Genomic DNA, 19,473 nt, shown 5'->3' on the forward strand with positions numbered 1-19,473 from the left:
TGGTCATGCGCTAGCCGAACTGGGGCGAGTGGAGGTGTCGTCGTCAGTGATTGGTGCTGGTACAGCCCTGGGACCCCAAGCCGTCCCAGCCGTCCCAGCCGTCCCTTCCCAGGTCAGGCCCGGGACGGCTTGGTCGGGTGGGACGGCTTGAGCCGTCCCAGGGGGTGAAGCCGTCCCCGGCGTGACCTGCGGTGGGACGGCTGGGACGGCTGGGACGCTTTCCCCTTCGACGGGTTTTGGCTCGGGGCAGTAGCGGTTCCATGCGTCGGTGAAATCGCTGCGGCTGTAGCCCTTGGCCTGGCCGGTGGTGAAGCGGATGTTGCCGCTGCGGATCTCGAAGTCCCGCAGCAGGTTGCCGAGCTTCATCGGGGTCAGACCGTTGGGTCCGTGCGTCGCCCACGGCGCTTCGGGGTCGGCCTTGAGCCGGTTGAGCAGCTCGGCGGTGGGCAGAGCGTCGGCGTCCTGAAACGCGATCCGGCAGTCGGCTAGCAGCCGAGTGTGAAGTGATGCCTCGTCGCCCGCGTCGCGGTCGCTGGTGAGCGCTACAGCGGCTTTGCGGGCCGCGCGGGGCCAGTGTCCGCCTGCCAGGTCGGCAACGGCGATCATCGGTTCCCAGGTGTCGGCGGCGCGGTCTTCGAGGGGCATGTCTGGCGCGGCCGTCGTGAGGTCGGCAACGTGCGGGGCGAGCCACTCGTTGAGCTGCTGGCGCAGCTCGTCCAGCTCGGGACCGTCGCGGCGGACCCGGTACGGCTGGACGCTCTCGCCCGGCGCGCGGCGACGCATCCGGATTACGGCGGCGCGGTCCTCGATCGTGTCCGGCATCGCTCCGATACCGGCGAGAGCGGCCATAGCGAACGTCGCGTGCTTCTCGACCTTGTCGCGTCCGGCGTTGTACCGCAGGGTTGTCCGGCCGCGCTGGTGCCCGGCGTTGAGCAGTCCGCGAAGGTCTTCGTTGTCGCCTGCCTTGGGGCCAAAGATCGTGTCTGCCTCATCGATCAGCAGCGTGGGCGGGTCGCTCGGGTTGATGCCGATCGACCGGTAAACCGCTGACGGGCTTGCGTTTGTGGTCATCAGCGGCCGGTTGCACATCGCTTCCACCATGTCGAGCAACCGAGATTTTCCGCACCGCTTCTCGGGCGCTCGGATGACAAGCCGCGGAGCACAATTCCACGCCTGAACCGCATGCGTCGCGGCGATCCACAGCACCACGGCGACGAGCGCGGACGTGCTGGGCAGGATCACGTAACGGCTGATCGTGCGGGTCACGTCGTCGAGCAACTCGGCACCGTCGACCAGTTCGGCGGCGTCGGCCTGGTCGTGGTCGGGGGTGGTGGTCATGCGGCGATCCCTTCGTCACGGAAACCGCCTGCGACTGCGGCCCTGATCTCTCGGGCGGTCTGGTCGGCCTGCTCCCCCACAGCGGTCAGCGCGGCGACGGCGGTGGTGTGGTCGAGTGCTCCGGCCGCGACCATCCGCGCGACGCCTCTAGCGGCCCCATAGAGCGTCGTACGGCGCTTGCCCTCGGGTGCTTGCCGCACAGCGTCCAGGTGAGCGCTGAGCAGCTTGTCGGGGTGGGAGATGCCCCGCCCCGGCGTCCTGGTGATTCGGCCGGCATTGGGAGGCGCGCCAGTCACAGGCGGCGGCGGAAGACAGGCGGCGATGAGGGCGGGGGCATCTCGACCGGGTCACCCGAGCCCTGCCGCCACTGATACGCCCGCCCGGTGCGGTGGTGGATCGACGGCGGCAGGACGACGTACCCGCCGTCGGCCTTCACATCGATGCCCGGCCGCGACGGCATCGGACGAGACGGCATCAGCCGTCCGGGGTGGCGGTAGTACAGGTGGGTTCCCCATGAGCCCGTGAGGACCTGCAGCGTCCGGGGCGCGATCCCCTTCACTGCAAGGTCAATCAGGTTCGGGGTGCCGCCGTGGTCAGGGTCAACATCGACCACCAGGAGCCCAGACACGGCGCCGGTTCGGACGGCGAGCTGCCCGCCCGGCACGGCGGCGACGATGGCTGCGACGCGGGCCGGGTCGGTAGTGGCGGCGTAGAACCCGTGGCAGGTCAGGTGCCCGCAGCTCGCGGGATCGTGGTCGCCACCGGTCACCACCGCGTCGCCCGGCCGGGCCGGTTCCTTGGTCGGACGGCAGGCGCGGCAGTTGGCTACCGGCCGCTTGGAGCGTCCGAGCATGAACACCGGCCAGCCACGACCGGCCGCGTCGAGAGCGGCAGTGAGGATCGGCGTTGTGGTCATCGTGGTTCCTCCTTCAGGTGTTGGGGTTAGGCGGCGGTGGCGTAGCTGTCGCCGGTCATGCACAGGTGGCAGCGGCCGTCAGAGGTGGGGATGCAGTAGTCGACGACCTGGCGGCACTGCCCACAGGTCTTGCGGGCGGTCATGGCTTTGTCCAGGGCGTTGAGCTGGGCGGGCGATGGCACCCGTGATGGCCGGGCGAGGTCGAGCCGGTAGAGCCAGGCCCAGCGCTTCCCGCCCCGCCAGACCAGCAGCGCGTAGGGCTCCTGGCCTCCGGGACACATGCGCATGGCGCGGAGCTGGCGGCGGGTGGCGAGTCCTGCGGGTGCCCAGCGGAACTTGAACACCGGGGTCCCGTGCAGGTCCCAGCCGAGGGCCTGTTTGCCGTTCCACAGGGTGATCCAGCGCGAGGCGGCCGGGTGCAGGCTGGCGCGGTCCATCAACTGGCCGGTCACTTCCGGTCGCCCTTGCTGGTGGAGTTGGTGCCCGCGCCGTGGGTGGCGCGGATGTGGTTGATGACGTGGCGACCGACCCGGACGCGCAGGCCGGAGCCGTCGCAGCGTCCGCAGTGGCGGTAGGCGTTGCCGAAGGGCGACTTGAACTTGCCGACGCCTTTGCAGCGGCGGCACTTGCCGAACGGCCAGATCAGGCAGCCGAGCAGGTACAGCGCGACGGCGATGGTGACGATCAGTACAACGACGGCGACCTGGCCCGCCGTCTGAGCGGTGGCGACGAGGTCGCTACCGTGGGTAGCGGCGTTGGGGATAGCGGTAGCGGGGTGGTTGGACACGAGAGGCCTCCAACGAGCTGTTTTTGGGCGTGAGGAGCCGGGGCCGCTACTCGCTACGCGTGAGCGAACGGCCTGGTCAGGTCTGGGTTACGGGGTAGCGGGGCGGGTAGCGTGGCCGCTACCGGTAGCCGTGGGGCCGCTACTTCAGCGCCCCGCCACCGTCTCTGCGATGGTTACTCTGTGTTGCCCGCGGTTCCGTCGCGGCGGGCCATGGCCGCGCGCAGGTCGTCGGCCTTGACGCCCTTGCGGACCGCGCCGTCGCGCTTCACGTTCACGCTCGGGACGTGCAGCGCGCGGGCCTGAGCCGAGATCGCTTCCGGCGTTGTTCCGTCGTACTGCTCCGGCATCTGGTCGGCCAGCCGTCCGGCGATGGTGTCCCAGTGCGCGGCGCTGTCCGGCCCCATCACCACCAGGACGTCGGCCAGGACGTCGCGGCTGCCGCGCTCCAGCTCCTCCCCGGCCGCCTGGCCAGTGAGGGTGCCGAGGCGTTCGCGGTGCTGCCTGGCGGCGGTCAGGATCTTGTCCGCGTCGCCGCCGTCCGCGAGCTTGCTCCGCACCGTGGGCGTGTGGTCGCTCGCGCCGTACAGGTAGCCGACGCCTCGGTACTCGTCGCCGACCGGGAGCGAGGACGCGTCGAACCCTTCGGCGTAGGCGTCACCACCGAGCACGGCTTCGGACACGATGCGGTTGCCGCACTTGAGGGCGAACCTCGTGGAGTGGTTGTCGCGGTACCGGTTGAACAACCGGCCCACGTCACCCGCACCGACCCCGGAGGGCTTCTGCAAGCTGGACTCGATGATCACGCCGGCACTCGGACCAACCGCCTGAATCCGCGACAACTTGGCCGCAATCTCCTTGTTGACGGCCTGATCCTCGGTCTCGAAGTAGACCTGGAACTCCTCCATCACCAGCAGCAGAACCCGCAGGTCCGGGTAACGCGGGTCGCGGGCCAGTGCCTCGGTCAGCTTGCCTTCGGGGCACATGTCCACCGGCAGTGATGTGAGGATCGAGTTCACCTTGTCGATGTGGGCGAGGATCTCGTCCAGGATCGCGCGCAGGTGCTCGATCGGGTCGTCATCGTTGGGGTTCGGGTGCGTCCCGAACACGGTGCGATGGGCAACCTTCTTGAACGCCAGCCAGTCCGGGGAGTTCTTGCCGTCGACAACGATCAACTTGACCCACGGGTCAAGTGCGGCATGCAGGGCCACGAGCCGGGCAAAGTAGGTCTTGCCCTTGCGCGGCTGCGCGCCGACCAGCAGCGAGTTCCACATCAGGTTCAGCGTGACCACCGCGTCGCGCTCGTCATTGCCGAGCTTCACGGCCTGCCAGATCGAGCGCGGCTTGCAGTCGAGCAGGTCCGCCCGGCCGACCGCGACCGCGAGGGGGTCGCGGTCGGCGACGAACAGCATGTGGCGGCGCGAGCTGGACTTGTCCGGCGTCAGAAACACCTGGTTCACGTGCACATCCAGGCCCGAGGCGATCTTCTCGCGGGCGTTGGCGACGTCGGACCAGCCCTTGCCGTACGGGAGATCCACCAGCACCTGAGACCCAGTGTTGCGGGCATCGCGCGACATGGCGGACCCGAACCGGACCTCCTGATCGGCGCGGTTGGGGTTGCCCAGACCGGCCGCGTAATAGGCACGCAGGACGATGTCTGAGTTGAGCTTGCGGAACCGGGGCGCGACGACCGCCGTGCCCACCAGGGTCTGACCGGCCGGGCGGCCGTAGTGGGCCAGACCGGCGACCGCAGCAGCACCCGCAGCGGCCAGACCGGCCGCAGGGGCGGCGTTCCAGGCGATCGGCGCACCGATCAGCAGCCCGATGTTCTGGGCCGTCAGAACCGCGCCCCGCCACAGGCGGGTGGCCTTGAGCTGGCGGTGGATCTTCTCCCACTCCTTCAGCTCTCCGGCGTCGGCGGCTTTCTGCTCCAGGGCGAACGAGTTCGGGACCCACCACCAGCGGAGCTGACTGCGCACCAGCCGCGTGAGCCCGCGACCGGCGAACCAGGACAGCTTCGCGCCGTACCAGGGCGCACGGACCGTGTGGAACAAGGCCGTGTGCCCGGCCCGGTCCAGCGCGCGGCGGACCGTGACCCGCAAGTTCTCCGGCCGCAGGTGCACCGGCACGATCGGCACCCGCGCGGCCTCAGCCACCGCGACTGGCAGGGCCGGGGAGTCCACCGGGACCAGGACCTTGCCCAGCTCGGCATCGGTGGTCTCGTCGTCGTCCAGGACGACTTCGTAGGCGGTGTCTCGCGACACCAGCTCGGTGCTCGCAGCTGCGCCGGCCAAATCAGTCGCGGTGTCGTCGCGGCGGGTGCGGTGGGCATCCAGGTCGATCGGGTCAGCAACGTGCTCGACAGCTTCGGTCATGGTCACGACTCCCGGTTCTCGGAAGGGCGGGCGGACTCGGGTGCATGGATCAGGTGAGCCAGGGCGGCGCCCATGCCGAGCACGGCCACGGGCAGGCAGGCGACGACGGTGGTGATCTGCCAGGGCGCTTGAGTGACCCCGGCCGCCTCGAGGAGGTGATAGGCGACCTGACCGAGCGCACCCAGAACCAGCGCGGACAGGGCGGACACCTTGGCGAACTTGCGCGCCTTGGCCGGAACCCGGCCGGACAGCCAGACCCGCAGCGCGAACGCCGCGTACGTCTCGACACCAATCGGCAGCGTGATCGCGGAGTTGATCGTGAAGCCGTCCGCGATACCGGGCAGCGGGTGAACCACCCCGAACCCGGTCAGCTCGCCCAGACCAACCCAGCCAGACCAGACCGCGACGAACGCAGGCAGCGCCAGCAACAGCACCGGCCACGACCGGACCGGCTTACCGCCGTCCAGGGCAGCCGCGGGAACCACCTCGGACGCCGCGATCTGGGCGGCCGGAGCCGGGTCTGTGTGCGGCGTGACCTGCAAAGATGCCCCCTCCCCCGGCGCGGGAGGCATCTCCTCGTCAGCGTCGCTGTGCTCGGGCTCAACCGGATCCGGGACCGCATGCAGGCGCTGCTCCACCGGGTCCGGCGCTGGGGTCGGCTCGGCCAGGGCGTCCAGGATCGTGCGGGCCTTCTCGGCACCGATCCGGAATTCCTTCATGACCCGGTTGCGAGACGGCGTCGCGCCCAGGTCGGCGGCGAGCTTGCGTGCGGCCGGGATCAGGTCCTCGACCGGGATCGGGTAGGTGGAGCGAAGCGGGGTACTCATGCCACGACCTCCGTCGTAGCGTTGTCGGCGAGCTCGTGCCGAGCGGCCAGGACGCGGCGCTCAGCGCGCCGAACCCGACGGCGGCCCAGCACCGACGGCGCCGGACCGGCGTTCAGGCAAGCAATCTCGGCGTCCAACAGGTCCAGCTCGGCGGCGATCAGCGGCCACTCACGCTCGATCTCGGCCAGCTCTGCGGTGCTCGGGTCTTCGCTGTTCGCCAGCGGAAGGGAGATGATGCTCACGGGTTGCTCTCTCTTCGTGAAGGGACGGGCGCAGCCCTGACGCCTCGGCGGGTGCCACCGCCGGGGCGTCGCTGTTCGCGGCGACGCTTGGGCGAACACGATCAAGGCCCAGGGCGGCATTCCGCGGAACGACCTGCAAATCCTTTCAATCCAAGCGCCGGCCGACGTAGCCAAAGCACTCCAGATCCCCGTAGGCACAGCGATTCAGGCTCGCAACCGCCTCCGCTGGGTCAACGACGAACCCCACCAGCTCAGCGACTCGTACTTCCCGCCCTTCGTCACCGACGGGAACGACCTCTTCTGGAACCCCAGCGACCTCGGAGTCCCAGGCGGCCTCCTCGCCGCAACCGGCCACAAGCAAGTCCGCTGGCACGACACACTCACAGCTCGCATGCCCAGCGCTGACGAAGCTCAACGCCTGATGATGGCCCCCGGCACTCCCCTGCTCATCCACACCCGCGTCGGCTACGACGCCGAAGGACGCCCCGTCCGCTACATGGTCAGCCGCATGGAAGCCGACCGTGTCGAAGTCTCCTACGACCTGAACACGGACGACTGATGCTCATCACGCTCGACGAATCCCACCGCAAACTCGTCCACCAGGTCCGCGACGAAGCAGGCGAATGGCTAGCCACCAAAGGCACCGACCAGTACCGGGGCGGCCTCGACATGGCCCAGGTCCATGCCAACATCGACCACGACTTCGACAGGTATCCATTCATCGGCTGGGAGGTCAACGGCCACATAGTCGCGATTGGCATTGATCGAGCCCGAGGCAGACTTTTGGACTCCTGAAGAGCTTGCAGAATCGCAAACATATATCAGCCGATTTTTCGTTGTAGAGGATGGAAAGGGCTACGGATCCGCCCTCTTAGAGGCAGTAGTAGAGCAAGCACGAAAAGATGGGAAGAAGTGGGTCCGTCTCAATTGCTGGAGCACGAACAAGAAATTGCATGCATACTATATCACCCACGGATTCGAGCATGTCCGGACTGTGGACGTTCCGGGTCGCATGAGCGGCGCGCTGTTCCAGCGAAAAATCGATGACTCGGGATTCAGAGAATAGTCATGATCATCGTCTTCGATGCAAATACGTTTCTATCCAACCCATTTCTGAGTAGTACAACTCTGGGCGCCCGGAGATTAGCTAGGTAAAGACCCGTCGCCGTCATCCCACGGGAGCCCGTCCGTCCTCGATAGACTCCGCAGGTACGTCCAGGTTCTACTGTGGGGCCGACCGACTTTATCCGTTGTTTCATCCTCACGGACCAAGAAATGCACCGGCTGACCCAACTGGAGTCGCATGGCAATCAGATCCTCCGCTGCCATCCGAACTTCCCATGCCGTCGCATTCTTCTTATTACTAGCCTTAACTTTCACAACACCGGAAGCACGCAACTCAGTAACAATCCCACTGACGACCGTCTGACGCTCAGCCGCAGTCGTCTCTTGAAGACCGAGATAGTAATTGCGACCTCGGTCTGTGAGTTTCGAAACTCGCGTCTCTCCATCCCGCGCATACCAAGTCATCGATACGCCGAGTTCGAATCGGTCGAGAGCCTTAACGAGTCGATCCATACTATCCAATGCCCTCATCCACGGGCGCACATCCGCTTCATCCTCTACCGCAGAGACAAGGCGCAGAAGTTCCCGCATGGCTTGATCTGCCGGGGAAGAATCCACACGCATATTCGCAGAGTGAACGTCGGAATAACCTGCAGGACGCACGTGGAGAACCGTACTCCCCTGCGAGATCCCGGTTATTTCTAGCTGGAGATCATCATTAGCTACCGAAGCCAGCGTCTCCTGCAACGGCTTCAGAAGTGCGTCACCAACGGCGAAAGATAGCGCGCCAGTTGCAGTCGAGCCTCCAGTCAGGCGGAGCAACAGTTCCTCAGCCAATGAAGCTGATTCGTCGTACTCACGAGCGGCGCTCAGCCAGTTGCGACGACGCGCGGTCTCAAGTTGCTCCTCGCCTAGACCTGGGCTCTGGGACTCGTCAGCCCACCAGTCATCGAGCTCGGCGCGGTGGCGCGCGAGCAGTCGCTCCCGGTCGGTTGTCACAAGGTCACCTCCAGGTAACCACGCTTCGCCTCGGCGCTCTCAGTGCTCGGCCCCGTCTCTCCATCCAGCCGGCACCGCTGCCACCAATCGTCCCACGCTCCACGCTCCCGCAGGTAGGCCACATCTTCACTGGGGAGTTCCCATGACTGAAAGACACTCTTCACTCGACGATAGTTCAATTGGATCGGCGCAACTCCGAACTCGTTCTGACACTTCAGACGATCGAATGCCCTGCTCATCCATGCGCTACCCGGTTTCTCGAAGAGCTTCGACGGGGCATCGCTGTTGATCGCCACCGTCAGATCGATGTTTCGCGGATGCAATCTCGTACTAACGAAGCTCCCGCCCAACCACACGAACTCAACGATCCTTCGCCCATCGAGCAACGCCTCGTATCGACTCTCCAGCTCAGCGAAGCGAGCTAGGTAGCGTTCGAAGCCGTCCCACAGCGTCGCCCGGGTGCTTGACTCGCTGAACATGTCGGCCTCTACAAGCAACTGCCGGGCTTCAGCGAGCCCTCCCAGCCGCCTACGTCCGGGCGGTGGGAACTCGTCACCGTTGTCAGGCCACTCCAAGACTTCCCCTTGCCAGATCCCCCCAACTGCTGGCACATGTTGCCATCAATTAACGAACCGCTGAAGAGAGGGACGATCACCACTGAGTAACTATCATCGCCCTGTCGCCCACGAAGCGTGACCCGCAGTCGGGTGTCGAGTCTCCGATAGAGGTCGACCTGCGCACCGGCTTGACCGCAACGCCTAGCTCCAACCATGGACGGACCAAGCAGCGTGGATGCATAGATGCCGGATAGTTGAGGCTGGCGCGTACTGATCGGCCTGCTTAGCGGCGCAACGCTTGAAGCGTCGCGCAGTGGCGCCACGTGATCGAGCAACCGTTCGATTACACGAGTCGACCCCTCGTACTCCCTGCGCACCCCGCCGACGAATGAGAGCATTGAGATATGCCCGTGCCGTACGAAGTTGAAGACGCGCCGGTGGACGCCTACCTCGGTGCCGACCTGCGCGTAGCCGAGATGCCCCCGTTTGCAGTACCCCTAGGGTCGATCGAGGCTGAGGCTACCGATGTCTCACTCGGCCTGGCAGTGCTGCAAGGTAATCAGTTGGTCGCCGAGCGTCATCTACTTCTAGAGGTGCGGCTTCGCATCGACGACATCGTTCATCTTTGGCATGACCGCCACGATGCAATAAGTGCCGCGGTAACCATCGATCCAGCACAAATGCGCCTGAGTATTAGCCTCACATTCAACCCAGTCGGCATTTCTGCCGCTCGAGCGTCCGAGGCCGCCGAGTTTCTGCGGATAGCCAGCATTGACGGCGCACAATTTGCACTTCGCCTTCCTGACGGAACCCTGGGGCCAGAACGTATACCGGTCTCGCCTAACTTGAAAGTAGACGAAAAACTGGTACGTCTGCTGCGGCTCATCGCTGATGTAGGGCGACTGGCTAATGTGGATGTCCCAGTACCGAGCGAGACAAACGCAGAACTAATCAGGGCCCTGCTTACTGCTCAGCAACTCCTAAGCGGCCAGCCCGTGAGAAGGCGCTGGGATACAGCTGAAATCAAACTGGACAGCGCAACTCTGGAGCCGCTAAAAGAGGCGCTTGAGAAGTCGAGTCGCCATGAATTTTTGCAAGTCGCCGAGATGTTCCTTAAAATCGGCGATGTAGTAATTCCGCTGGGCGAGATACAACAGCAGTTTAGCGATGCGATTGTGAAGGACGTAGCGGTAGAGGACAGAGGAGTGGTACTGCGCTTACGGGCTCATGGCAACTCGAGTCCTGTAGAAATGAGGCCAGCCAACCTCGCGCCTCCACCGATAGAGGCGCGTCTGGCGATTCCGGAAGCAGCATTCAATGAATTGCTTGACGACCTTGACACGCCAGCACGGCCGAGCAAACTGCGCGAGTTGATGTGAACCCAAACATCGAGTTATTGAGCGATCACCACGACGTCACAAAGCTGGATTGTGGTATTCCACAACTTGACGAGTGGCTTCGGAAAACCGCCAGAATCTCGAATGAGCGTGACCTCGCGAAGACGTACGTCATCGCCGATGAGAACGGCGTCGTTGTCGCGTACAGCGCCCTCGTTGCGTCCAGTATCGAATCCACCGCGCTGACCTCGCGGGCGCGCCATGGACTCCCAACAACCCTTCCTGCAGTATTGCTCGGAAAACTAGCCGTAGACATGGACCATAGAGGCCTCGGAAGTCATCTACTGGGGCATGCCTGTCGCATCGCAGTCGCAGTGAGAGAGATCATCGGCGCGCGTTTCCTTTTCGCGGACGCACTGAATGAAACCGCAAGGAATTGGTACCTGAGCAAAGACATGAAGGCAGTCGCCGGCAGCAACGTCTGCTATGCGCGCATAAAGGATCTTGCGGGCTGAGAACCACTAGGCGACGACATACCAATCCAAGCAGTGGGTATCTCGTTCGCGCAGGGGCCCCACTCCGCTGCGGTGATGGTGCCCGTGGTACCGCAACCGAGACCGCAACAGCAAGGATCATCCACCGCCGAGGGCCGTCGACGACACGTGCTCGACAACGGCTCTGTCAGGTAGCACGAGAACAACTGTCGAACTGAAAAGCGGAGGCCGGCGGTCGAAACCGCCCCTGACGTCCGGTTCCATGTCGCGAGACCGCCCACCCACCGGTGCGCATACTGCCGCGACACCGCTCCTTGGCCACGTGAGCCGCCGGCCGCCGACCACGACAGACCCGCTCAACCAGCAACAACCGAACCATGCACTGTCAACCGCACGTTACGGTGGGACGCGAAGATTCGGCGACTACATTGGCCCCACGCAGCGACTTCCAAAACGGCAAGCAAGCTCAGCTTCGACTGCCCTGGCAGCCTTCCGTTTCAGGAATGACCGCAGCCGCCAAGGTCAGAGGAAGCTCGATCGTCATCGGGCCTCGACGCCTGATAGTCGCTGCCTGCTTTCTTGAGGTGAAGTTAGGCGTCTGTGTTCTTAGTGAGGTCCGTCCAACTGTCGGAGAGGATCTTGTTCACTACATTGGAGATCGTGGCCGCCGTGTTCTCCGCCTTGCCGTCGACGATCTTCTTGCCAGTCGGCGTCCCGTCCTTGATGACCCGCGTCTTTTTATTGCCTTCCTTGTCGACCTTGTAACCGGTGATGGCGATCCAGTGCTTGCGGTAGCGGAGCCAGTCGATCTGGCTGAGTCGATCCTTGAACTCGTCGATACCCAATACCGGCGCTGGTGCTTCAACTTCTTTTGTCGCCGCGAGGTAGGCGGCCTTGGCCTCGTCTGCAGTTGTGTGTTCGTCCTTGGTCGTCGTACCGATGGGAGCTGCGAGGGGGGTGATCTGGTCGCGGTGACAGTCGTGGAACGCAATGGCGAGGGCCTTCAGTGCAAAGGCCCACCCGTGGACGTACAGGCGCCGGTACGGCTCCGAGTCCTTCGGGGTCGGATCGAGCCAACGATCGCCGAACATCTCCTCCAGGAGTTGTATGAACTCGCGGCAGAAGGGAAGTAGCAGGTCGACGTGATAGTGCTTAATCTGCTCAGGCTTCCGTGTCCCACGCGAGATCACGTTCAGAAGCATCTGATCCATCGTGGACAAGTCGGCGATGTTCGTCGTGGCGGTCTCGGTTGCGCCGACCGATCGGCCGTCTGCAAGGCGACCCGCGAAGATTGTTCCGGCGATGGACTTCGAGCGCAACTGAGCGAGTGCTGACGAGCTGTCCATTTGCGCCACGAGGTTTTTGTTCTTCTTCGACCCTCTTCCGTTTCGATCGGCGAAGCTTTGTCCCGCAGTGTCGGGAGCAACGTTCAGTTCGATCTCAAGGGTCGTTCCGAAGTTGTCGAGTGCGCCGGCCTTTATCGCGATTCCCGTTGCAGCGGCCTGGAACAACGCGGCGGTCTGCGTCTGTCCATCAGACTGCATCACCGGCTTCTTCGGGAGGAACAAGATCCCGTACAACGCCATCGGATTGCTCTCATCGAGCGCGACGAAAATGGTGTCGTTGAACACCTCGCTCGACTGCCAGCCGCTCACTGGGGGCAAGAAGGCGACGCGATCACCGCGGATGGCTTCGACCAGGTACTGCTTGAAATTTGCCAGATTCTCTTTCTTTGCTCCCTTGAAGTCTTGCTGCGTCTGATCGTGCGCTTCCTTCATGCCAAGGGCTTCGTAGTCCTCGAGTGGCGGGGCAGAAGGGTCGTATTTGACGATGTCCGTGAACAATCGCAGATTTGGGTGAGACATCGCTGCGATCCTGTAGTGAGGGTGGGCACCCTTCAGGCTCAGCGTTGTTCCCGGGATCATGTGGCGCTTGGAGAGTTCGTGCTGGAACTCGTACTGGTTCTGGTCGTACTGGCTGCGAGCGGACGCATCGCTCTGGTAGCGCACGATCTTCAGGCCGCCGAACGCGGGGTCGGCCGGGATCTTGTCGTCAGGCACCAGTTTCGTCTGCGGGATGAGTGGAAGGGACATCAGATCTCCTCGGCATCGGACTGGAAGAAGTTGGGAAGTTGCGGGATCTGCGGCACCGCGACCGGCGCGGCGATGCCAGGCACGCCGCCGGCCAGGCGCAGTTTCTCCGGAATGATCACGAGCTCGATGCCCAGGTTGAGGATCTCGACCGCCCGCCGAACCTCAGGTTGGATGTCGAAGGCCGCAAGCACGCCACGCACCACTCGATCAAAACCGAGTTCCTCTCGCGCGAGTGCGAGATACGTGAGGGCCTGCCCTAAACCGGCGTAGTTGCCGTGGATCTTGAACTCCCAGAGTCGAAGAACATCATGCCGATCGACTGTCCGCATGTCGGCTCTTACCCGGCTGCCGCTGTAGGTGTACTCGGTCTTGAGCAACCGCTCACTCGGACGGAACTCGCTAAGCCGACCGGCATAGTGGTCTCGGATCCGACACTCCCCCGCGAAGTCCCCGTGACGAGTAACCTCTAGATCGTACACTTCGCTTCCCATCTCTTGAAGAGATCACAACATCTCATGACGAGCTGCACCTGTCCACCCCGGACAGTACGGGGACCGGCCACTCGGCTCGCGGAAGCGTGCTGCAGACCGCAACTGAGACCGCAACAGCTACCGCCGACTGTCCCTATGCGACCACCAAGCACGCTAGGTAACGGTCCCATGAGCTGGCCCACACCTCCCTGCCGAACTGAAAAGCGGAAGGTCGGCGGTTCGAGACCGCCCCTGACCACATCAGCCCTCTCCGATGTCCGGGGAGGGATTTTTCTTTCCCACGCGAGCTCCGCAGCCGCCTTCCGTCGCTGCGCTCCTCCAGACGGCGGCTACGCGCGCTCCCGCCCACCCTCCGGCTTATCGCCGGCGGACGATGCCTGCTGATCGCAGGCGTTGCCCGGCTGGCGCGGGGAGTGGCCGGCTACCGCCGGGGCCTGCGGGCTTATCGCCCGCGCTTCTGCCCGCTTATCGCGCGCGTCAGATCCCGAGCATCGAACTCCCCCGTCGGCGTGATGGTGCTCACCTCGTCGGCGCAAGCAGGCCGCGGCCGGCCCGAGCCTCGATCAAGCGGACCGAAAACCACGGATGCTCCGTCGCTGCCGATCTGAATTGAGCAGTCGCGTCCCTGGCTGATCAACAGGCCGTATGGGTGCTCTTGTAGCTCTTCGGTGCCTTGTCTATCAGGAGGGTTGGCGGTTCGCCCTTCAAGTACTTGGCGACCGTCCAGCGGGTGCAGGTCTGGCCCTGGGGTCCGTCGGCGGCGTCCTGGTTGCTGGTGAACGTGAGCTTAGCCAGGAGACGGCCGTCGGTGGTACGGGTGACGGACACAAGGTTGACGTCGGAGTTGACGGTGGACCGGAAGCCGACGGCGAAGTTGGGGCGGGTCAGAAGCTTTTGTGCTGCGGGAGTCTGTTGCGATTGGTAGGTGAGGTAGTCGTGGTTGTTGATTGCTGTGAAATACGTGGTCATCAGATCCACAACGACGGCAGCAGCGGGATGTTGAGAGGCTTCAGGGGCCACTGAGACCAGCTCATTGCCGAGGGTGGGTTCAGGGGATGGTTCGGAGGTTTCGTCCTCCGTTGGGGCTGGGGACCAGGTCGGGGGCTCTTCGGAGCTTGGTGCGTAGCCAGGGGTGACGAAGCCGTCGGGGCCGATGAAGGAGACGTCGCCGCCCGAGTTGCCCTCCCCGCTCGAGTTCGTGTCACCGCTCGACTCGTCGTCGTGGGAGTTGCCGGTCCCGATGGAACTGGCGTTCGTCAGGGCGTCGGTGATTACGGCGTTGGCGCCGAGGATCCCTACGACAACGAAGACGGCCAGGGCTACGGTCGCTCCGACGAACCAAGCCGCTTCGTGACCGGCTGGGGCCTCGGTCTTTCGGGTAGGTCGCGATTCCTCGAAACCGGCCTCGCAGTGAGCGCAGTAGTTGGTTGTTTCCGTACGGCGATTGCCGCAGACAGTGCAGAATGCAGACATCAGTTCGTCCCCCCGGACAATTACAGGATCGCGCCGACCGCCTGCTGGACCGCGGTCACTGCGCCGCCGATCGAGGCGATCGACTTGGCTCCGGACGCGATCAGTTCCAGCAGGCGGAGTACTGATCCTTTGTCCGGCTCTTCCTTCCCCAGTTCGTGATCGGCGAGCTCAGCCAGCTGGACGGCTTGGCCCGGCGGCTCCGGCTCGGCGCGGAGCAGGTCGAGAAGGTGGGCCATCTCGGCCCGTGCGTCGGCGAGGGAGGCGGTCGACACCGCTGAGATGTTCATCGCCTTCGCGTGTTTGCCGGCTGCCATCGCCCCGGCTGAGACCTGACCTCCGCTGATCCGGATTCCATCGTTCTTTTCCACGGTTTCAGCTCTTTCCGACTGCTTCGTTGACGCCCTGCCGGGCTGCGTTGGCGACTCTCGAGATCACGGAGGTCGCCCGGGCACCGCTCCCGGCGGCGATGCTCCCCGCCGTGACGCTGCCGCCGCCGGCCACGTACACGCCGTTGTTCAGGATGGTCGTCTGGCGTTGGCTCAGCTCGGCGGTGTCGATCCCCTTGGACTCGAGGAAACCGTTGAGGGACTGGAGCAGCCGCTTGTTGATCACCTCGGTGTACCAGGCGTGGTCGAGCTTCTGGAAGTACCGCTGGAATCGCCGGTCGCTGACCGTCTCCCGTGGGCTGGTCGGAGCGCCGTAGTCGAACCGGAGCGCGGTGAGGATCTCCCGCTGTTGCCTGACCCGCTGGAGTTCGGCCGTCGCGCCACCCATCAGGTGAGCGCCGGTCGCGATCGGCGCACGGAACAGATGGCCCGGCGTACGACGTAGAGCTCGCCAGCCGATCCGCAACGCCTGCCCCACTGTGGGTTGCGGTAGGAGCCGGTCGACCTCCTGGAACTCGTCGCGCACCGGAGTGAGCAGGCAATGGCTGGCCTCGACGAACAGCTCGCGTGGTGTCACGACGAAGCGCAGGAAAGTCGACAGGACCAACTGGCCCTGCCAGCCGCTGATCCGGATGCACAAGTACGGGCGTGCCCGATCCTCCGGCTCGATCGTCAGGCTGCGCAGTAGCGCTCGATCGACCGCAGCCACCGGCGCGGCCAGTTGATCGGGCAGGAACCGGCCGTCGTCCCGGATGTCGCGACCGTCGACGAACACGCGATCCGTGATCGTGACTTCGCCGGTCCGCAGGTCGCGCAACTGGTCGCGGACGTAGTCGTGAATCTCCAGCGCGGTGAAGGACTTGGCCTCCTCACCCGCTGCCGCCCGGTGGGTGTCGAGCACCATGGTCCAGGCGTCCACGGTCGCACCGCTGCCGACGAAGGGCTTGTACGCGCTGTAGACACCAACGTTCCCGCGGGCGGCCGCCGCGACCTGCTCCAGTCGCTTGCGCGCCTCAGGATCGCTTGGCCGCGGCAACGCGTCTGGCCGGAAACGCGCCGGGTGCAGGTCGTGCGCGACCACGCCGTACGTCGCCACCACAGTCTCCCCGACGACGACCACCCAGCAGAGTGCGACTGCCACGACGAAGACGAGTGGTCGCGCGGTGTAGAGGCTCCACATCCCGCCGAACAGGAGAAGCGTCAACAGGAGGTCGCGGACGAAGTGCCGTTTCTGCGCCGCGATCGCGTGCAGGATCACCGGGACCAGGTCGACGTCGGGCGACGACGGCGGTGCCTTGAACTCCTCGTCCAGGATTTCGCGGACGACCTGGCGGGCCAAACCGCTGTTCAGCTGGACCGCCGCGCACAGATAACGGGTGGCATCGGATGATGGCATCGTTGCCATATCGTGTTCAGTTGGCGGCAGCGGAACTCCGCATGTGCCGCAGTAGATGGCCCCGGCCCGATTGGCCGCGCCACAGGAATGACAGTCCTTCATGGTGTTTCCCCCCAACCGGAGCGACGGTACGGTGATCACCCGGCCAGGTCCAGAGGTCGCGCAATTCCAGTGGTATTGACTCAAGCGATCGTTGAATGCGCAGACCTATTTCATAATGCGCCGACGCAACGTGCTGATGAAAATCGCTGACCCACGTCGTCAAATCCCCGAAAAGCACAACCCAATCACGGCGGCCATAGCCAGACCGAGCACTCTCGCAACGGCTGTGGCTCCGGCGACTCCACCACGACGATCTTGAAGGAGGCGCTGGATGTGGTGGAGGAAGCTGGAGCCACTGGCGATGAGATGCTCGCCGAGATGCGCGGGAATCTGGGCTTCGAATAGTTGCGAGAAGGGTGCCGCAGATGCGCGGGCGGTATCCTCTGTGGAGACCGTGGTGCGACCTGTCTGGTCATTCGCGCGCCCGTAGGCAGGCAGGCTATGCGCCGTCGCCACTAGGTGGTCGATCGCGCGATAAGCGCAGAGCGCGGGCGATAAGCCCGTGAGCACGGCGCCAGCCGGAAGCTCCGGCGCAAGCCGGAAACGCTTACGCAAGCAGGCCGCATGCCGGCGCCAGCCGGCAACTTCCGCCGGCGAAAAGCCGGAGGGTGGGCGGGAGCGGGCGTAGCTGACGCCTGGAGGAGCGTAGCGACGGAAGGCGGCTGCGGAGACCGCGTGGGGGACGAGGACCAGGTCAGCGGGGAATGCGGTTGGTTTCGTAGGTCCAGATGGCTAGTTCTACTCGGTTTCGGGCGCCGATTTTGAGCATCAGGCTGGTCAGGTGGGTTTTGACGGTGCTGAGGCTGATGTGGAGGTCGGTGGCGATTTCCGCGTTGGTTCGGCCGGTGGCGGCGGCTAGGAGGACCTCTTCTTCGCGGGTGGTCAGGGGGTCGACGGGTTGGGGCGGGGTTGCGGGGGCGGCGAAGGCCGTGAGTAGGCGGGCGGTGATTTTGGGGGCGATCAGGGCGTCGCCGTTGGCTGCCGCTTGGAGGGCTTGAACTAAGAGGTCAGGGCCGGCGTCTTTGAGGAGGAAGCCTCGGGCTCCTGCTTTCAGGGCGCCGTAGACGTACTCGTCCAGGTCGAACGTGGTGATCACGACGATGGGGATCGGGTTGGGGACGCCGGGGCCGGCTAGTTCGCGGGTGACGGCGATGCCGTCTAGGCCGGGCATTCTGATGTCTAGGAGGCAGACGTCGGGGCGGAGGCGGCGGGCGAACTCGACCGCTTCGAGGCCGTCGGCGGCTTGGGCGATCACTTCGATGCCGGGTTGGGCGTCGAGGATCATCGCGAGGCCGGTTCGGACCAGGTCCTGGTCGTCGGCGACGAGGACTCGGATGGTCATCGGCGGGCCGCCGCACGAGGTGCGAGGACAGGCGCCGCGCAGGGAGCGAGGGCGTCCGCCGTACAGGCGCGGCTCATCGGCGGGCCGCCGTACGGGGTAGCACTGCGGTGACAGTCCAACCGCGGTGCGGATCGGGGCCGGCGGCCAACGTGCCGCCCAGGAGCAGGGCTCGTTCGGTCATGCCGGGGAGGCCGTAGCCGGTGGGGTTCATCGTGGTGGGCTCGCCGTCGTCGTGGATGGTGAGGCGCACATTCTCGTCGTACGACGCAAGGTCGACCTCGATGCGCGTGGCCTGGCGCGCGTGCCGGGTTGCGTTGGTGATCGACTCCTGCGCGATGCGGTAGATCGCGGCGCCGACCGCCGGGCCGAGGTCGTCCAGGTCGCCCGACATCGTGAGCTCGACGCGCGGCTGAGCGTCGGCGAGACGTTGCAGGTCGGCGATGCCCGGTTGAGGCGCGAGCGCGGCGGTGCCGTCGTCGCGCAGTACGCCGACCATGGTGCGCAGCTCGGCGAGCGTTCGGGCGCCCTCGGACTCGATCACGGCGAGCGCTTCGACGGCAGCCTCGGGACGGGCGGTCGCGACGGCCTGGCCTGCCTGCGCGCGGATGACGATGGCCGAGACGTGATGGGCGACGGTGTCGTGCAGTTCGCGGGCGAGCTGTTCGCGCTCCCGGAGTCGAACCTGGTCCCGCTCGCGGACCCGGGCGGTCCACCGGTAACGGACCGCGGCGGCGAGCGTCGCCGGGAACAGCAGGAAGATGCTACCGCCGACCGCTTCGGCGTACCCGGTGAAGTCGCTGACGATTCCCAGCACCATCGCCACCAGGATGAACACGAACCCGACCACGATCTCGCGGCCGGATCCCCACCGGACGAGTGCGTACGGCAACAGGACCACGCAGATCATCGCGTAGAGACCGAACGGCGCACGATCGCTGAACAGAGCCACGATGTCGACCACGATGATCGCGCCGAACACGCCGGAGACCACCGCCAAGGGATGCGTACGACGCCACAGCAACGCGCCGGCGGTGGCCAGTGCGAACACCAGCGCGAACGGCCGCCACACGACGTCCGTTCGAAGTACGCCCTCGAGAACCGCCGCGATCAGCAGACCGGCGACGAGCACCCAGTCGCGCCACACCCGCTGCGGCGGGTCAGGCGCTCGCGGCTCGGCCAGCAGCGACCGGAAAGCGGTTCTCGACATGTCCACAGAGTAGGGACTCCGGACGCCGCGCGGATCGGCTCAAAGTACG

General features: G+C 65.0%; 22 protein-coding genes. 5 read left to right on the forward strand and 17 right to left on the reverse strand.

Features of this window, described 5'->3' with window-relative positions; genetic code table 11:
* Nucleotides 1-3: 3 nt before the first annotated feature.
* The 8 genes from ABD235_RS20445 to ABD235_RS20480 form a co-directional block, all read right to left on the reverse strand.
* On the reverse strand, nucleotides 4-1,338 hold the full coding sequence (locus tag ABD235_RS20445; protein ID WP_344176317.1) for a DUF3631 domain-containing protein: 1,335 nt from the start codon (nucleotides 1,336-1,338) through the stop codon (nucleotides 4-6).
* Nucleotides 1,335-1,538, reverse strand: a complete 204-nt coding sequence (locus ABD235_RS20450; RefSeq protein WP_344176319.1) for a hypothetical protein — start codon at nucleotides 1,536-1,538, stop codon at nucleotides 1,335-1,337. Before ABD235_RS20450 ends, ABD235_RS20445 begins: the two co-directional genes overlap by 4 nt.
* Nucleotides 1,539-1,630: 92 nt before the next feature.
* Nucleotides 1,631-2,254 (reverse strand): bifunctional DNA primase/polymerase, encoded by a 624-nt coding sequence (locus tag ABD235_RS20455; RefSeq protein WP_344176320.1) that lies wholly within the window; start codon nucleotides 2,252-2,254, stop codon nucleotides 1,631-1,633.
* Between the two features lie 26 nt (nucleotides 2,255-2,280).
* On the reverse strand, nucleotides 2,281-2,706 hold the full coding sequence (locus tag ABD235_RS20460; protein ID WP_344176322.1) for an RRQRL motif-containing zinc-binding protein: 426 nt from the start codon (nucleotides 2,704-2,706) through the stop codon (nucleotides 2,281-2,283).
* Nucleotides 2,703-3,041, reverse strand: a complete 339-nt coding sequence (locus tag ABD235_RS20465; protein ID WP_344176324.1) for a hypothetical protein — start codon at nucleotides 3,039-3,041, stop codon at nucleotides 2,703-2,705. The genes ABD235_RS20460 and ABD235_RS20465 overlap by 4 nt, the downstream gene beginning before the upstream one ends.
* A 173-nt stretch (nucleotides 3,042-3,214) precedes the next feature.
* Nucleotides 3,215-5,413 (reverse strand): cell division protein FtsK, encoded by a 2,199-nt coding sequence (locus tag ABD235_RS20470; protein ID WP_344176326.1) that lies wholly within the window; start codon nucleotides 5,411-5,413, stop codon nucleotides 3,215-3,217.
* Nucleotides 5,414-5,415: 2 nt separating this feature from the next.
* A complete protein-coding gene (locus tag ABD235_RS20475) occupies nucleotides 5,416-6,240 on the reverse strand; it encodes an ABC transporter permease (protein ID WP_344176328.1) in 825 nt (274 codons plus the stop codon).
* On the reverse strand, nucleotides 6,237-6,482 hold the full coding sequence (locus ABD235_RS20480; RefSeq protein WP_344176330.1) for a DUF6284 family protein: 246 nt from the start codon (nucleotides 6,480-6,482) through the stop codon (nucleotides 6,237-6,239). Before ABD235_RS20480 ends, ABD235_RS20475 begins: the two co-directional genes overlap by 4 nt.
* Nucleotides 6,483-6,630: 148 nt before the next feature.
* On the opposite strand from ABD235_RS20480, the gene ABD235_RS20485 reads away from it, so the two are divergent.
* The 3 genes from ABD235_RS20485 to ABD235_RS39920 are packed head-to-tail and all read left to right on the forward strand — an operon-like array spanning nucleotide 6,631 to nucleotide 7,548.
* Nucleotides 6,631-7,041: a GntR family transcriptional regulator gene (locus tag ABD235_RS20485; RefSeq protein ID WP_344178699.1), complete on the forward strand. Its 411-nt coding sequence runs from the start codon at nucleotides 6,631-6,633 to the stop codon at nucleotides 7,039-7,041.
* Complete coding sequence (locus ABD235_RS20490; RefSeq protein ID WP_344176332.1) at nucleotides 7,041-7,277, forward strand: hypothetical protein; 237 nt, start codon at nucleotides 7,041-7,043, stop codon at nucleotides 7,275-7,277. Before ABD235_RS20485 ends, ABD235_RS20490 begins: the two co-directional genes overlap by 1 nt.
* A complete protein-coding gene (locus ABD235_RS39920) occupies nucleotides 7,243-7,548 on the forward strand; it encodes a GNAT family N-acetyltransferase (RefSeq protein ID WP_425553156.1) in 306 nt (101 codons plus the stop codon). The genes ABD235_RS20490 and ABD235_RS39920 overlap by 35 nt, the downstream gene beginning before the upstream one ends.
* Before the next feature lie 77 nt (nucleotides 7,549-7,625).
* Here the strand turns inward: ABD235_RS39920 and ABD235_RS20495 are convergent, their stop codons facing one another.
* Together ABD235_RS20495 and ABD235_RS20500 are read right to left on the reverse strand one after the other, a co-directional pair.
* Entirely contained in the window at nucleotides 7,626-8,546 is a 921-nt protein-coding gene (locus tag ABD235_RS20495; RefSeq protein WP_344176334.1) for a hypothetical protein, read from the reverse strand.
* Nucleotides 8,543-9,025, reverse strand: coding sequence for a DUF6932 family protein (locus ABD235_RS20500; RefSeq protein ID WP_344176337.1), 483 nt, complete (start codon nucleotides 9,023-9,025; stop codon nucleotides 8,543-8,545). Before ABD235_RS20500 ends, ABD235_RS20495 begins: the two co-directional genes overlap by 4 nt.
* Nucleotides 9,026-9,507: 482 nt before the next feature.
* On the opposite strand from ABD235_RS20500, the gene ABD235_RS20505 reads away from it, so the two are divergent.
* Complete coding sequence (locus tag ABD235_RS20505; protein ID WP_344176340.1) at nucleotides 9,508-10,482, forward strand: hypothetical protein; 975 nt, start codon at nucleotides 9,508-9,510, stop codon at nucleotides 10,480-10,482.
* The gene (locus ABD235_RS20510; protein WP_344176341.1) at nucleotides 10,479-10,955 is read left to right on the forward strand and encodes a GNAT family N-acetyltransferase; all 477 of its coding nucleotides are present in this window, start codon (nucleotides 10,479-10,481) and stop codon (nucleotides 10,953-10,955) included. The genes ABD235_RS20505 and ABD235_RS20510 overlap by 4 nt, the downstream gene beginning before the upstream one ends.
* 569 nt (nucleotides 10,956-11,524) lie before the next feature.
* Here ABD235_RS20510 and ABD235_RS20515 read toward each other — a convergent pair.
* The 7 genes from ABD235_RS20515 to ABD235_RS20545 form a co-directional block, all read right to left on the reverse strand.
* On the reverse strand, nucleotides 11,525-13,027 hold the full coding sequence (locus ABD235_RS20515) for a ParB N-terminal domain-containing protein (protein WP_344176345.1): 1,503 nt from the start codon (nucleotides 13,025-13,027) through the stop codon (nucleotides 11,525-11,527).
* Nucleotides 13,027-13,404: a hypothetical protein gene (locus ABD235_RS20520; RefSeq protein ID WP_344176347.1), complete on the reverse strand. Its 378-nt coding sequence runs from the start codon at nucleotides 13,402-13,404 to the stop codon at nucleotides 13,027-13,029. The genes ABD235_RS20515 and ABD235_RS20520 overlap by 1 nt, the downstream gene beginning before the upstream one ends.
* Nucleotides 13,405-14,151: 747 nt before the next feature.
* Entirely contained in the window at nucleotides 14,152-14,991 is an 840-nt protein-coding gene (locus ABD235_RS20525) for a hypothetical protein (protein WP_344176348.1), read from the reverse strand.
* 20 nt (nucleotides 14,992-15,011) lie between these two features.
* Nucleotides 15,012-15,359, reverse strand: a complete 348-nt coding sequence (locus tag ABD235_RS20530; protein ID WP_344176350.1) for a hypothetical protein — start codon at nucleotides 15,357-15,359, stop codon at nucleotides 15,012-15,014.
* Between the two features lie 4 nt (nucleotides 15,360-15,363).
* Nucleotides 15,364-16,773, reverse strand: coding sequence for a hypothetical protein (locus ABD235_RS20535; RefSeq protein WP_344176352.1), 1,410 nt, complete (start codon nucleotides 16,771-16,773; stop codon nucleotides 15,364-15,366).
* A 796-nt stretch (nucleotides 16,774-17,569) separates the two neighbouring features.
* Nucleotides 17,570-18,217: a response regulator gene (locus tag ABD235_RS20540; protein ID WP_344176355.1), complete on the reverse strand. Its 648-nt coding sequence runs from the start codon at nucleotides 18,215-18,217 to the stop codon at nucleotides 17,570-17,572.
* A 73-nt stretch (nucleotides 18,218-18,290) separates the two neighbouring features.
* Nucleotides 18,291-19,424, reverse strand: coding sequence for a sensor histidine kinase (locus tag ABD235_RS20545; RefSeq protein WP_344176357.1), 1,134 nt, complete (start codon nucleotides 19,422-19,424; stop codon nucleotides 18,291-18,293).
* Nucleotides 19,425-19,473 lie beyond the last annotated feature (49 nt).

Origin of the sequence: Kribbella lupini (assembly GCF_039529595.1) — a bacterium.
In the GTDB taxonomy this organism is placed as follows: domain Bacteria; phylum Actinomycetota; class Actinomycetes; order Propionibacteriales; family Kribbellaceae; genus Kribbella; species Kribbella lupini.